This is a genomic window from Bergeyella anatis, from assembly GCF_036016955.1.
Taxonomy (GTDB): domain Bacteria; phylum Bacteroidota; class Bacteroidia; order Flavobacteriales; family Weeksellaceae; genus JAYWXI01.
Window position 1 is genome coordinate 62,759 of the sequence record NZ_JAYWXI010000010.1, and the last position, 14,347, is coordinate 77,105.

14 protein-coding genes are annotated in these 14,347 nt (G+C 42.4%); 8 read left to right on the top strand and 6 right to left on the bottom strand.

Features of this window, described 5'->3' with window-relative positions:
• The first annotated feature begins 49 nt into the window (after positions 1–49).
• The 6 genes from atpG to VQ048_RS08560 all read left to right on the top strand — a co-directional run bounded on the left by atpG (position 50) and on the right by VQ048_RS08560 (position 6,164).
• Entirely contained in the window at positions 50–913 is an 864-nt protein-coding gene (gene atpG / locus VQ048_RS08535) for an ATP synthase F1 subunit gamma (protein WP_327611265.1), read from the top strand.
• 188 nt (positions 914–1,101) lie between these two features.
• Positions 1,102–2,466 (top strand): hemolysin family protein, encoded by a 1,365-nt coding sequence (locus VQ048_RS08540; protein ID WP_327611266.1) that lies wholly within the window; start codon positions 1,102–1,104, stop codon positions 2,464–2,466.
• Between the two features lie 19 nt (positions 2,467–2,485).
• Positions 2,486–2,794, top strand: coding sequence for an ATP-dependent Clp protease adaptor ClpS (locus VQ048_RS08545; RefSeq protein WP_327611267.1), 309 nt, complete (start codon positions 2,486–2,488; stop codon positions 2,792–2,794).
• Between the two features lie 151 nt (positions 2,795–2,945).
• Positions 2,946–4,643: a lysine--tRNA ligase gene (gene lysS, locus VQ048_RS08550; protein WP_327611268.1), complete on the top strand. Its 1,698-nt coding sequence runs from the start codon at positions 2,946–2,948 to the stop codon at positions 4,641–4,643.
• Positions 4,644–4,723: 80 nt separating this feature from the next.
• A complete protein-coding gene (locus tag VQ048_RS08555) occupies positions 4,724–5,434 on the top strand; it encodes a hypothetical protein (RefSeq protein ID WP_327611269.1) in 711 nt (236 codons plus the stop codon).
• 238 nt (positions 5,435–5,672) lie between these two features.
• On the top strand, positions 5,673–6,164 hold the full coding sequence (locus VQ048_RS08560; protein ID WP_153935224.1) for a hypothetical protein: 492 nt from the start codon (positions 5,673–5,675) through the stop codon (positions 6,162–6,164).
• 406 nt (positions 6,165–6,570) lie between these two features.
• Here the strand turns inward: VQ048_RS08560 and VQ048_RS08565 are convergent, their stop codons facing one another.
• From VQ048_RS08565 to rpmI, 6 genes are all read right to left on the bottom strand, one after another.
• Positions 6,571–7,212 (bottom strand): DNA-3-methyladenine glycosylase family protein, encoded by a 642-nt coding sequence (locus VQ048_RS08565; RefSeq protein WP_327611270.1) that lies wholly within the window; start codon positions 7,210–7,212, stop codon positions 6,571–6,573.
• 605 nt (positions 7,213–7,817) lie between these two features.
• Positions 7,818–8,708 carry a hypothetical protein gene (locus tag VQ048_RS08570; RefSeq protein WP_327611271.1) on the bottom strand — a complete coding sequence of 297 codons (891 nt, stop codon included), beginning with the start codon at positions 8,706–8,708 and terminating at the stop codon, positions 7,818–7,820.
• A 19-nt stretch (positions 8,709–8,727) separates the two neighbouring features.
• On the bottom strand, positions 8,728–10,773 hold the full coding sequence (locus VQ048_RS08575; protein ID WP_327611272.1) for a TonB-dependent receptor: 2,046 nt from the start codon (positions 10,771–10,773) through the stop codon (positions 8,728–8,730).
• Positions 10,774–10,975: 202 nt separating this feature from the next.
• On the bottom strand, positions 10,976–11,347 hold the full coding sequence (locus VQ048_RS08580; RefSeq protein WP_327611273.1) for a hypothetical protein: 372 nt from the start codon (positions 11,345–11,347) through the stop codon (positions 10,976–10,978).
• A 204-nt stretch (positions 11,348–11,551) separates the two neighbouring features.
• Positions 11,552–11,896 (bottom strand): 50S ribosomal protein L20, encoded by a 345-nt coding sequence (rplT, locus tag VQ048_RS08585; RefSeq protein WP_327611274.1) that lies wholly within the window; start codon positions 11,894–11,896, stop codon positions 11,552–11,554.
• 120 nt (positions 11,897–12,016) lie between these two features.
• Complete coding sequence (gene rpmI / locus VQ048_RS08590; protein WP_327611275.1) at positions 12,017–12,214, bottom strand: 50S ribosomal protein L35; 198 nt, start codon at positions 12,212–12,214, stop codon at positions 12,017–12,019.
• 194 nt (positions 12,215–12,408) lie between these two features.
• Between rpmI and VQ048_RS08595 the strand changes: the two genes are divergently transcribed.
• Complete coding sequence (locus tag VQ048_RS08595; RefSeq protein ID WP_327611276.1) at positions 12,409–13,671, top strand: NAD(P)/FAD-dependent oxidoreductase; 1,263 nt, start codon at positions 12,409–12,411, stop codon at positions 13,669–13,671.
• Positions 13,668–14,345, top strand: coding sequence for a tRNA (guanosine(37)-N1)-methyltransferase TrmD (gene trmD / locus VQ048_RS08600; RefSeq protein WP_327611277.1), 678 nt, complete (start codon positions 13,668–13,670; stop codon positions 14,343–14,345). Before VQ048_RS08595 ends, trmD begins: the two co-directional genes overlap by 4 nt.
• The last annotated feature ends 2 nt before the right edge of the window (positions 14,346–14,347 follow it).

Consider the following 14,347-nt stretch of genomic DNA (forward strand, 5'->3'; position numbering starts at 1 on the left):
AAAGGGCTGAACCTTAGCCTTTAAAAACATAATTTGAACCATATAACGAATGGCTAACTTAAAAGAAATTAGAGGAAGAATCTCGTCCATTTCTTCTACAATGCAGATTACCAGTGCGATGAAAATGGTTTCGGCTTCGAAACTTAAAAAAGCACAGGATGCCATTGTCATGCTAAGACCTTATTCCGAGAAGTTGCAGGAGATTATTGAGAACGTGAGTTCCAGTTCGGATCCTGATCAGGTTTCGGTGTATGCGCAGCAGCGGGAAGGGAAGAGGATTCTTTTCATTCCGATTACTTCCAATAAGGGTTTGGCCGGTGCATTCAACTCATCTATCGTTAAGGAACTGAATCACCAGTTCGAGAAGTTGAACGGTAAAGAGGCCGAGGTTTTAACCATCGGGAAAAAAGTCTTCGATGCGGTCAAAAGGAACCGTAGGGTTTATGATAATCAGAGTCCCGTATTGGATCGTTTGAATTTTGAAGCGGTGTCTAATATTGCGGAAGCGGTAATGGAGGAGTTTAGAAAGGGCACTTTCGATGAAGTTTATTTGGTCTATAATAAATTCATCAATGCGGCAACCCAAAAGGTGCAAACCGAGAGACTTCTGCCGATTGCCATGCCTGAAGCGGAGCAAGTGCAGGGCGAGACCGATTATATTTTCGAGCCGAATCGCCATGTGATTTTGGATAATCTTATCCCGAAATCCATTAAAACGCAGCTTTACAAGGCGATTTTAGATTCCGTAGCTTCCGAGCATGGAGCGAGGATGACGGCGATGCATAAAGCAACCGATAATGCGCAGGCTTTGAAGAACGAATTGGTTATTTACTATAACAAAGCTCGTCAGGCGGCCATTACCAACGAAATCCTTGAGATTGTTTCCGGAGCCGAGGCTTTGAAGAGCAGTTAAAAAATTGTTTAAATAAAAATACGATCCCTCCTTTGTTGGAGGGATTTTATTTTTCCCGAGGGTTTAGAGTGGAAAAGGAGGACGCGGATGAATACCATGTTTAAGACGCTGTGAGGCTATTAAAAAAGCTTCGGGGTGTGTCAAAAAAAAATCCCTATCTTTGCAGGAGATTGATTATAAAAAAATAAATGGATCCCGACAGTTTAGTCAAACTTTTAATTGCTTTATTTCTTGTTTTGCTCAATGGCTTTTTCGTGGCCGCAGAGTTTTCTATCGTTAAAGTTCGTTATTCTCAAATTCAGCTTAAGGCTGCGGAAGGGCACGCCATGGCCAAGCAGGCGGAGCATATCATTAAAAACTTAGATGCTTATCTTTCGGCAACCCAGTTGGGGATTACCTTGGCTTCGCTGGCCTTGGGCTGGGTGGGCGAAAGTGCGCTTCACCATGGGATAGCATCAATTTTCCATTATTTCAATTGGCCTGTTGCGGAAGCGACCATTACCACGATTGCTTTGGTTTTTAGTTTCTTGCTTATTACCATTATGCATATTGTGTTTGGCGAGTTGGTTCCCAAGTCGATTGCCATCCGAAAATCGGAAGCGACCACTTTGGTTATCGCCACGCCGCTTCGGCTTTTTTATAATGTGTTTCGTCCTTTCATTTGGTTGATGAATTCTTTGTCTAATGCATTTTTGCGGTTAATTAAGATTCATCCGGCTTCGGATCATGAAATTCACTCGACGGAGGAACTTCAGTTATTGGTAAAGCAGTCTGCGGATTCGGGGGAAATTCAGGAGGAAAATTATGAGATTATAAAAAATGCCTTCGACTTCACCGACCATTCGGCCAAGCAGATTATGGTGCCTCGCCAAAATATTCTTTCCATTGATATCGAGGAACCTGTGGAGGAGATTATCAATCAAATTATGGACAGCGGTTATTCCCGTATACCGGTTTATGAAGATTCGATTGATAATGTAATTGGAATTTTTTACACCAAGGAAATTATTCGCGAATACATTCGTCGGAAAGGGGATTTGAGCCATGACGATTTGCGCGGATTGATGCGGGAAGCATTCTTTGTGGTGGGAAGTAAGAAAATTTCGGATTTGATGAAGGTGTTTCAGCTTAAGAAACAGCATTTGGCGATTGTTATTGACGAATTCGGGGGAACGGAAGGAATCATTACCTTGGAGGATATTTTGGAGGAGCTCGTGGGAGAAATTCAGGATGAGGAAGACGACGAGGATAACATTGTCGACAAAGTGGGCGAAAACGTCTATTGGGTTCAGGCCACCCAGCCGTTGGACGAGATTAATAAATTTTTGCCTAAGCCTTTTGCGTTGTCGGAGGAAGGGGAGTACAATACCCTTGCCGGTTTTGTTTTACACGAATTGGAGGATATTCCGGAGGAAAATCAGGAGTTTGATCTCAATGGCTATCATTTTAAGATTCTTAAGATGAACAATAAAAGTGTGGAAGTGGTGGAGCTGGAGTACGTGAAACCTAACGATGTTATTAGCGAGTTAGCGGATGAATTCACAGGAAACTGATTAGCGAAAGGACAGGATTATGGAACGAGATAAATTCAGGATATTGGGATATGATTCGCCTCAGCGGGAGTACGATCAGGAGGTGTTGCTTTTGGAGGAGACCGATGCGTCCAACAAATTGGTGCTTTGGAACGATGATGTTAATACGTTTGATTTTGTGATAGCATCCTTGATGGAAATTTGTGGACACACCTTGGAACAGGCCGAACAGTGTACCATTTTAGTGCATTACAAAGGAAAATGTACGGTGAAAACGGGGGCGATGGAGGTTTTGAAACCTATGCATGAACGGTTGATTTCGAGAGGATTGACCAGCGAAATTCAATAAAAGGCTAAAAGAAAGCCATTAAAATTTAATAGAGCAGTCTTTTTCGGATAGAGAGGGGCTGTTTTTTATTTTCGGCTTGGGGATAAAGCCGGAAGGGGTTCTCGCGGAATTAACATAAATTCCTTATTTTTGCAACCTAAAAATTGAAACAATGTCTTTATCGGAACAGGAAATCATTCGTCGCGAAAAGCTGAATAAACTCACCGCTATGGGGATCAATGCCTTCCCGGCGGAGGAGTATCCCATTACCCATACCACACAATCTATAAAAGAAAATTTTCAGGAAGGAGGCAAGGTAAAAATCGCCGGCAGACTAATGTCCAGAAGAATCCAGGGGAAAGCTTCTTTTGCCGAATTGCAAGATAGCGAGGGCCGAATCCAAGTGTATTTTAATAGAGATGAAATTTGTCCTGACGAAGACAAAACGCTTTATAACGAAGTCTATAAACATTTGCTTGATATTGGCGATATTATAGGCGTGGAAGGCGAATTATTCAAAACTCAAGTGGGCGAAATGACGGTGATGGTTAAAAACTTTACCCTTTTAACCAAAACGCTTCGTCCTTTGCCTCAGGCTAAAACCGATGAAAACGGCGTGGTACACGATGCCTTTAACGACCCTGAATTGCGTTACAGACAGCGTTATGTAGACCTTACGGTAAATCCGCAGGTGAAGGAAATTTTTGTGAAGAGAACCAAATTGTTCAACGCAATGCGGGGGTTCTTTAATGACGCAGGCTATTTTGAGGTGGAAACACCTATTTTACAAGCCATTCCGGGGGGAGCTTCGGCAAGGCCGTTCATTACGCATCATAATGCTTTGGATATTCCGCTTTATATGAGGATTGCCAATGAGCTTTATCTTAAAAGGCTTATCGTTGGTGGGTTTGATGGCGTGTATGAATTCTCCAAAAACTTCCGTAACGAAGGAATGGACCGAACCCACAACCCTGAGTTTACAGCCATGGAGATTTATGTGGCGTACAAGGATTACAACTGGATGATGGATTTCACCGAAAGACTGTTGGAGCATTGTGCTACTGCGGTGAATGGGAAGCCTGAATCTCAGTTTGGCGAACATACCATCAACTGGAAAGCCCCTTACCCAAGAATTTCCATGACGGAAGCCATTCAGAAATTTACAGGGTTTGATATTACAGGAAAAACCGAAGAGGAGCTTAGGACCTTTGCTAAATCCATCGGTATTGAAGTAGATGACACGATGGGGAAAGGGAAACTCATTGATGAAATTTTCGGAGAGAAGTGTGAAGGTAACTTCATTCAGCCGACTTTCATTACCGATTACCCTATCGAAATGTCGCCGCTAACCAAAAAACACCGAAGCAAAGAGGGCTTAACCGAAAGATTTGAGTTGATGGTTTGCGGAAAAGAAATTGCCAATGCTTACTCTGAGCTTAACGACCCTATCGACCAAAGAGAACGTTTTGAGGAGCAGCTTAAACTTTCAGAAAAGGGCGATGACGAGGCGATGTTTATTGACCAAGATTTCCTAAGAGCCTTAGAATACGGTATGCCGCCTACGGCTGGTTTGGGTATCGGTATGGACAGGTTGGTGATGTTCTTGACGAATAATGCGTCTATTCAGGAGGTGCTGTTCTTCCCTCAAATGCGTCCGGAAAAGGCTCAGCCTAAAGTGGAACTGACCGAGGACGAGCAGAAAATACTTTCCATTCTCAGCCAATATCACGATGAAGTGCCTTTGGCAACCGTGAAAGACCAGTCCGGACTCTCCGGTAAAAAATGGGATAAGGCCACCAAAAGCCTTTCTAAAAACCAATGCGTTAAGGTGGAAAAAATCAATGATGAACTGTGGATGAAAAAACTCTAACTGCCGTTGCACAAGGCGAAACTGTGGTTTTGTCTTTGAGTTAGTAGAAAATATACTTAAAATCAAATTCAAAATATATTATGAAAATAAAATTTCTAATTCTATTTCTAATTCTACTTTTTAACGCTTCATTTTCTCAAAAACTAATATTTAGTGGCTATGTAGATTCCGATTTTACTTCCGACACAATCTATTATAGTATTGATAAAATGGAATTTTCGAAAGAAAATTTTATCACGCTCAATAAATACAAATATAAGTTGGAGCTTGATTTAAAAAAACACAAAAAAAGTAAATATCTGTTTTTTTCAAATTCTTTGTGGAATTATGATACACCTGACAGAAAAGAAAATTGTGTTCACAGGTATGATTTGAAAGGAATTTTAAAGCATTTTAATGACAGGACTTCTGATATCAATATAGAAAATGATGTGATTAAACGTTTTGAATGTGGAATCCGGAAAGAGCCGTTTTCTTTACCTGAAAATAAAAAATTTGAAGGAAAATATGAATTTACAGTTAATGGAGAAAAAAGAAATACGGAGATTAATTCTCTGTTTGTTGAATCAACTTTAGAAACAATTAATAATAAATTAATGACAAATGAAATTTCTAACTGGAAGTATTTTCCGAATGAGAAAATTTTAGAATTTTCAAGAGTAAAACAATACAATCCAATTCTCGGTTTAGAATTGATGATTACGGACATATATAGGTTTGATGTAGAAGAAAAAGACGGTTTTTTGTTATTTAAGTCCAAAACAGGAGATTATCAGTTAAAAAAATTATAACTTCTGCTAACATGGGTTTTGCGTCAAGCGGCTGAAGTGAAAAATTCAACGGCGGTTTTTCAATTGACCATTAGTAATAATATCAACTTTTGTGACTCAATTTCCCGCCCGAACGCGAACGCAAAGCCCCGAGATGATGTGCGTAGCGATAACCTTTATTAAATCAAATCTGTTTAAAAAAACTTTAAACAGATTTTTTTTGTATCTTCGGAGGGCTAACCCCTTCAATTTTAATGGTATGAGCATTACGGATTTAAACAACACGCATCTGACAGAGCCACAAATGGAAGCCATAAAACAGGCACTAACGGCTTTGGAAACGGCAATGGCAAGCCTTCAAGTGAACCTGACCCCGGAGGAGAGAAACCGCTATGGGCGGGTGAATGAGCAAAACAAACTCTTTGTGGGGAAAGTGAATGAATACGCCCTGTCCGAACCAGCCTTGCGTTCGCAGGATGTGGATTGGGACGAGTTTGCCAAAGACTTTAAGAGCCGGAACTTTTTGGAAGGCATTATCAACCGGCTGAACAGCCTTTCTACCCGTGCCAACAACGCCAAGACGCTTCACGATTACGATAACTATCAGGACGCTTTGGCGGATTACGCTTACACCTCGTTCCGTGTGGGGTCTAAAGCGGTGGGCTTCGAGGATAAGCATAAGGAATTAAAACAATTCTTCAAACGCCGGAACAGAAACACGACAGTAGAGCCCCCTAAAGAGGGCGAATAATCCCAATCTTCCCCCGGAAACCCCTTAGTGCTTCTTTACAGTGGCGTTAAGGGGTTGGGGGATTCTAAAAATCCGTCCCAATTCTTCTTAAAACAGAAAAATAGACTTAAAATCTTAAAAAATAGGACTTCTAAGAGGCGTCGGAAGACCTTTTTAAATCAAAATCCCACCCCTCGGGTCCAAAATCCCACCTCGGAGGTTCAAAATAGCTCCTCAAAGGTCTAAAATACTACCCCGAAGGTCAAAAACCATATCAAAAAGGTCCTCCGGAGCATCAAAAAGGTCTTCCGAACCTTTAAAATGATATTCCCGAGCGTTAAAATCATTCATCGGATGATTAAAATAAGGTTCCAAAGGGTTAAAATAGTCGTCCCAATGCTTGTATCAACGGAAGAGGTGTGGTTTTTTATGATTTCTTTATGGCATAATCCATCATTTCTGGAATAGCGCCTCCTGCAATTTCCCACAAATACAAACTCGCCACTGAGCCATACGGGCTATATCTTCGGCGGTATTTTTCAAAGAGTTTTGGGGTGATTTCTCGGTGACGGTGCAGCATTCTGAGTCCACGATGAATGGCAAGGTCGCCATAGCTTAGAACATCGGGGCGTTGCATAGAGAAAATCATCAGCATTTCGGCAGTCCAAACGCCAATGCCTTTCAGTTCGCAAAGTTTTTGGCAGACTTGGGCATCGCTCATCGTGTGTAGTTCTTCCAAAATCAGTTCTTTACAAGCCACCTTTTGGGCAATTCCCTGCATATAGGACACTTTCCGAAAAGACAGTCCCACTCTTTGCAATTCTTCGGCTGGAAAAGCGGCTATGGTAGGGGCATCTACGGTGGTGAGCAAGTCTTTCATCTTTTGCCAAATACTTTCTTGGGTTTTGGTAGAGATTTGTTGCCCCACTATCTTTTTCATCAAGGCTTTGAATAAATCGGGGATTATAGGGCGTTCAATCATCCCAATGCGTTCTATGGCTTCGGCTAATTTTTTATCTTTTGATTTAAGGTAATTGATTTCTTGAGTTCCGTATTGAAAGACGAGCATAATAGGGATTGTTTTATTGTACAAAAGAAACAAAAAAATCCGTAGAATCCATCGCTTTACCCTATTTAATTGGGGTTAAAATCTTCACCTATTTTTATCTTCCCGAACATCAAAACGACCCGCCAAAGCATCAAAAAGGTCTTCTGAAAGGTTAGAATGAGATTGTGGAGTTTTTTTGGGTATCTTTATCGCTACGATTTTTAATTCAGATATAAGATATGAAAAGAGTACTTTTATTTATGATGTCCCTGCCGGCTTTGTCAATCTGACGGGATCGGTCGACATTAGCCCTGATTATCGAGTAAAGGCAGTGATGATTTTGTAATTATACGGAAATAATAATGAAAAAACGCCTAATCCTATATTTTAGGCCTCAATAAAATCGGAGGAACGGATTTTACCCCTCTTGCTTCCAATTCGTTCAACCTTGGGAAGCCGATTTAAGTCATCGCTTTGCTTTCCCTATCCCCATTCCGAATTTAGAAAGAATGTGATTTTTCGCTCGCCAAAGAGCTTCCTGAAAACATCGGTTTTAATGGCAAAACACCCCTGTTGGTAAAACAGGGGTGTTTTTTAGACAATGAACTCAACGGACTTTCCGCCGGTTACAGCCAATATTTGCTGCTGTCGTGGGGCGCCTCAAAAGATTCATCCCAATCTTTTTCGGCTTCCTCGTAGCTGATGCCGAATTCTTTGGCTATGTCTTTAATCAGGTCGTCTATGCCATAGTCTCCTTCGGGATGGGCGGCATAAACTTTTACGGGAATGTTCAGATTGAGATCCTGTACTCCCAAAATTCTCCTGCTCGGATTGTGGAACGGGTAAGGGTTTCCGCTGTCGTCCAATTTGGTTCCTTTAATGACGTGAACCAAAATTACATTGAGATCAAAAGTGACATATTTTTCTTTTACGGAAAAATACCCTTTAAGCCCTATCGGATCTTTGGGATCTCTCAATTCGCCGCCATAACGGATCATCTTATCCCAAGGCACGGTGTCCCTGTAAGTGTAGTCCAGTATATCGGTGGTGGTTTTTGTTACCGGCTTTGCATCCAGCGACTTTGCGTTTTTAACCAAAAAGAAATGCTGGTGCAGAGGCGCCATGGCTTCCGAAACGAATTCCTGATTTACGATCTCCCCTTTTTTGTTGTAGTAGGTGATTTCCAAGCCGTATTCCATTCCTTGGATGAAACGGATGGGTTGGTCGGTGTCGGCAACCACATTGCCCTTGTCATCAATTTGGTAGGAAATTTCTTGCACGGAAGTGAAGTATTTGGTTTTCGGATTTATCGGATCTCCGTGAAAGCTACTGCCGTGAAGGTGGCCCTTGGTAAACTTGAACGTAACTTTAGCCCACTCTTCGTGGCCTTTGTCCGTTGTTTCGTTGACGGGAGGAGCCGGGAGATCGCTGTCCCGGTTGCAGGACTGCAGACTCCAAAATCCTGTGAGTAGTACCAGCGCCATGAGCGCGTAACGTAATGAAAAATTTTTTTTCATGACATAAAAAATTAAATGGTTAGAAATTAATGATTGTTTTCAATTGAATGTCCATTCCTTTGGCATGAACAAAATACCTGAAATGATCCGTGTAATTTTTGTATTCTTTGTTGAACAGGTTATGGACGGCTATAGTTACCAAACAGGTTTTTGCTTTGGAATAATGAAACTCCGAAGCAATTCCCAAATCAAATAAATGGTAGCTTTCGGGAGGAGGGGCAAGATCCTGTTCAGGGTTGTATTTTTTTTGTTTTGAGGTGTATCGGTGTTCTGCCGTGAAGTAGACGGGGAGAGCGTGTTGGGAAAAAAATTTCCATTTCCATTTTTGGTGAAAGGTTAGGGGAGGAATCATCGGAAGGTAGCCGTTGCTCTTTGAATCCCTGGCGTCAATCCAAGCAAGGTCCGAGCTGTACGCCAGCGAAGGCGTGATTTTATAGTTGAGGGCCAAGTCGCCGCCGGCAAAAAAGGCATCGGTTTGCACCATTTGAAAAATGACGGCAGGACCGGAAAAGAGGTATTTGTAGTTTCCGTTGGGAACACTGTAGATGTAGCCTTTAATAGGCTGTACAAAAGCAGACAAACGGAGTTTAAATTTTTCCTTTGAATAGTTGATTTTCTGAACAATTTTCAATGCCCGTTCAGGTTGAAGATTTTCCTCTCCAACATAAAAAATAGGAATGCCGTGCTGTTTACCGTTTACGTATATTTCATAGGGTTCGGGGGGTCTCCAGGCCCATCCTGCGTCTATTGTGTACTTCCATTTTGGTGCTATTTGTTTTTCGAGCAACGCGTTGTAGGATAAGTTGGAGTATTTTCTTTTTCCTCCGTAGCGATTCCCTAAGAAGTTATACCCTATGGCGTTTGTGCTTCGAAGGTCATACCGTACCCCGATTTCCGCTTTCCATTGGTTGGATTTGTACTCCGAAGTCATGAAAAAGGCCTGGTTTAGGAGGGTGTAATTCGGAATGGTAGGCACCACTCCGGTTCCGGGAATATTCCGGTTTTCTTGCTGTTGGTATTGGAATCCGATACTGCCGTTGAATTTTTTTGTGTATTTTTTGTCCCATAGGGCTTCAAGGAAGTGGGAGGAGAGATGGGTATGTTGGGTGGGAATGCGGCTTCGGTCCAGCCGGCGGACGTCAAACTCTTTGCGGTGGTTCTGCTGGTAGCCGTAGTCAAAGGAAAGCGAGTTATTTTCATGGAAGTTGTACTTCGCATGGAATTTTCCTGTGAGATGGCTTGCTTCTTGCTTGGGAGGGCTTACGTCGTACGAAAATACGGTAGTCCTTTCGGGACGGTCTATATTAGTTCTTTCTTGAAATTCTTCGATGTTTCCGGTGAGTGAACCGAAGAAAACGCCCGTTTGCGAAAAAAAACGGTTGAGGGTTAGATCCCCTGAAAATCGTTTGTTTTTGTAGCCCAGCAGAATCAGGGAATTTAATTGCCGGTAACCGGTATTGTTAACGTAGTAATTGCCGGTTTTGTAATCGCCGGCTTGGTGGTAGGTTTGTTGGACTTGCCAGGCCCATTTGTTTTTCATGGCGCTTCTAAGCGTGATTCCCGTGATGGATTTTCCATCGTTGGAGTGTCCGGATAGGTTAGCAGAACCGTTCAGTTTTCCGTTGAAGTCAAGGGGTTTGGAGTTTAAAAGGACAACGCCTCCCAAGGCTCCTGCACCATAACGTACGCTTCGGGCCCCTTTAATTATTTCAATGTGCGGATAGACTGTGGCATCGAGTTCGGGGGCATGGTGGTCGGCCCAGTTTTGGTTGATTAGAGGCAGCCCGTGGTGGAGTGTTAGAATTCGGGTTCCGGAAAGTCCGTCTATGACGGGTTTGGAGGTGTTTGCTCCGGATTGGATGAGGTTTACTCCCGGAATGTTTTTAAGGATATCGAGATTGCTTCCCGAATATTCATGGATTAATTCTCTTTGAATGAGAGTTGGTTTTGATGTCGAAGAGATGATGGCAACGGTATCAATTGTTTTTTCTCCGATATTTTGGGCATAGTTCCATATGGGGAAAATCCCAAGCAGAATGCCACCTTGTATTCTTGCAAAGTTCATTTTTGAAAGTTCTGTGATAAAGAGGTTTAAAAGATTCCGTCAATCTTGTCTGCGTCCGTATATTCTTCTATTGCCGGCTGCGAGAATGAGGGGAAATGCCACAGAACTGCTGTTTTTTTACGGAAATAGCAAAAAACTTTAATCTATAACTTAAAGAATTCCTCGGGGGAACTTATTGATGGATAGAGACAAGCAAGTGGCATTAGGACAAACGGGGAGGGGCTCTATCGGAAAGGGAAGGGGATAATCTATTTGCTTTGGTGTTGGTGTTTCCTGCATGAGGATTCTCCATGGAAACCCGACCAAAGGAAATCCAACGGGACAGTTCCGGCAGAAGGAAAAAAGAAGCAGAAAAAAAAGACTGATGTTGCTTCTGGCTTCCGAAGTGTGCGCCATGTTTGCATATTCCTTTCCGGCAGTCCTCACGTTCCTGACTTTCTGTTGATTGTTTTTCTATACCGTGAAGAATTACTTCCGCAGAAGTGGCCCCCCCCAAGAATAAAATCTTGAAAGATAATACAAAGACAAAAGTCAGCTTTATGAAAAAATGTTGTCCGAGCATCCCGTTGGGCAAAGGTAAGAAATTTTATCTGATAATTTGTTTTTATCGGTTTTTGTTTATCGTGAAAGGGAGTGTTTGTGGCTTCGATTTTTTTCGGGGGGGGGAGGTAATTAGGTTTGGGTACGGAGAGGGGCGAGCCGAGTCAATCGGAAATATCCATATGACAAAATCCCGAATAATTTCGGGATTTTGATTATTGATAACAAAAAAGTTAATTTATTTTACTTGATCGACAACAGCTTTGAAAGCCTCAGGATGGTTCATTGCAAGGTCTGCAAGAACTTTTCTGTTTAGCTCGATGTTGTTTTTCTTAAGAGCTCCCATGAACTGAGAGTAGGACATTCCGTGTTCTCTGGCTCCGGCATTGATTCTGGTAATCCAAAGAGCTCTGAAATTTCTTTTCTTCTCTTTTCTACCACGGTAAGCGTAAAGCATTGCTTTTTCTACCGCGTTTTTAGCTACCGTCCAAACGTTTTTTCTTCTACCGAAAAAACCTTTAGCCTGCTTCATTACTTTTTTTCTGCGTGCTCTGGAAGCCACCGCATTTACTGATCTTGGCATAATTTAAATGTTGTTTTTTTGAAAAGGGCGGCAATACGAGATTGCACTTTGGGGCACCGTTTCAGGGTTAAACTTGTTTTGAATTGGGTTAATTCTTATAAACCGAATGATTTATAAAAACTACTTTAACGCTAATTGGCGAAGAACGCTTTTTTCGTCAGCCTTAGAAACGTAAGAAGTCTGAGTAAGGTTTCTTTTCTGTTTCGTTTCTTTCTTGGTCAGAATGTGGCTTTTATAAGCATTTTTTCTTTTGATCTTTCCGGTTCCGGTAAGAGCAAAACGCTTCTTAGCACCTGATTTCGTTTTTAACTTTGGCATTGTTTTGCTTTTTTTGTTTTTGTTATCAATAATTTCCGCTTGTTTGGTCTATGCCGCACAACCGGGCTGCAAATCTACGAAAAAAAATTAAACAATTTCTAAAAAAATACTTAAAAATAGGGGAGGTAAGGCTTCTTGAGCGATGAGGGCGACGGAGGGATCGGGAATTTAAAAAATCCGTACTTTTGCGTCTTATGAAACCAAGGGAAAAAATAGTGATTATCGGGGGTGGTTTTGCGGGACTGCAGTTGGCCAAAACGCTGAATAATAAGAATAAGAAGGTGATAGTCATTGATAGGATGAATCATCATATGTTTCAGCCGCTGTTTTATCAGGTGGCGTGCGGGAGGATCGAACCATCTAACATTTCGTTTCCCTTCAGGAAAATCTTTCAGCGTTCGCGCAATACGCAGTTTCGCATGACAGAGGTGGAGCGTGTTTTGCCAGAACAGAATAAGGTTCTTACCAGGGATGGAGAGTTTTCTTACGATAAGCTGGTTATTGCTACGGGATGTAAGACCAATTTTTTTGGCAATGTTAAAATGGAGCAGTCGGCTTATGGGATGAAAAACACTCAGGAGGCAATTTCGATTCGGAATCATATCCTGCTGACTTTTGAGAAGATGATTATTGAGAAAGCCAGAACCGACGATGGCAATTGGAATATTGTCATTGTGGGAAGTGGGCCTACGGGGGTGGAGTTGGCTGGGGCTTTTGCAGAGATGAAAAAGGATATTCTGCCCAGAGATTATCCCCGGATGAATTTTGATGCCTTAAAGATTATTTTGGTCAGTGCCACGGAAAAGCCGTTGAGTGTAATGAGTGAGGAGGCTCAGAACCAATCGGAAAAATATTTGAAGGATTTGGGGGTCTGTTTTATGAATGGTGAGCGGGTTACGGACTACAGCGACGGGGTGGTTCATTTGGCGAGTGGCAAGGCGATTCCGTCCAATAATGTCATTTGGGCGGCTGGTGTAACGGGCAACGTGATTGAGGGGTTGAATCCGGAAATCATGGTGCGTAACCGTTACAAGACGGATCGTTATAATTTGGTTCAGGGGTATGACAATATTTATGCGATAGGAGATATTGCTTATATGGAAACTCCGAGTTACCCTCAGGGGCATCCTCAGGTGGCAAACGTTGCGATTAACCAAGGGAAGAATTTAGGGCGGAATTTGTTGAAAAAAACGAAGGAGCAATGGCATCCATACGAATATAAGGATTTGGGGAGCATGGCGACCATTGGAAAAAACCGTGCGGTTGTGGATTTGCCTAAGTGGAAGTTTCAAGGGGTTTTTGCCTGGTATTTTTGGATGTTTCTTCATTTGATGCTGATTTTGAGCGTGCGCAACAAGCTGGCAATTTTCTTCAACTGGATGTGGAGTTATTTCAATAGGGATTCTTCGTTGCGACTAATTATTTTACCAACAAAAAAGAATATTACCGAACAATGAGAATAGATATTATCAGTGTATTACCGGAGTTAATGGAGAGTCCGTTCAGGACGTCTATTTTGAAGCGGGCGATGCAGAAGGGGTTGGCCGAGGTGTATTTTCATCAGCTTCGGGATTGGAGCGTGGGGAAACACCGTCAGGTGGATGATGAAATTTATGGTGGAGGAGCAGGGATGGTCATGATGGTGGAGCCTTTGGATAAATGCCTTTCAGAGTTGAAGTCCCAACGGGTATACGACGAAGTGATCTATTTGACGCCCGATGGGGAGACGTTGAACCAAAAAATTGCCAATATGCTTTCCATAAGGGAGAACCTTATTTTTATTTGCGGGCATTATAAAGGGATTGATCAGCGGGTGCGGGATCTTCATGTGACCAAAGAAATTTCCATTGGGGATTATGTGCTTACGGGGGGCGAATTGGCGGCTTGTGTTTTGGCGGATTCCATTATACGGCTTTTGCCGGGGGTGCTTAATGACGAGCAGAGTGCGCTGACGGACAGCTTTCAGGATGATTTGCTTTCGCCGCCCATTTATACGCGTCCTGAAGAATACAAGGGGCTTAGGGTGCCAGAGGTTCTTCTCAGCGGTAACTTTGCCAAAATTGAGGAGTGGCGTCATGAGGAAGCTGTTCGTATTACCCGGGAGCGTCGTCCGGACTTGTTGGGCGAATAATT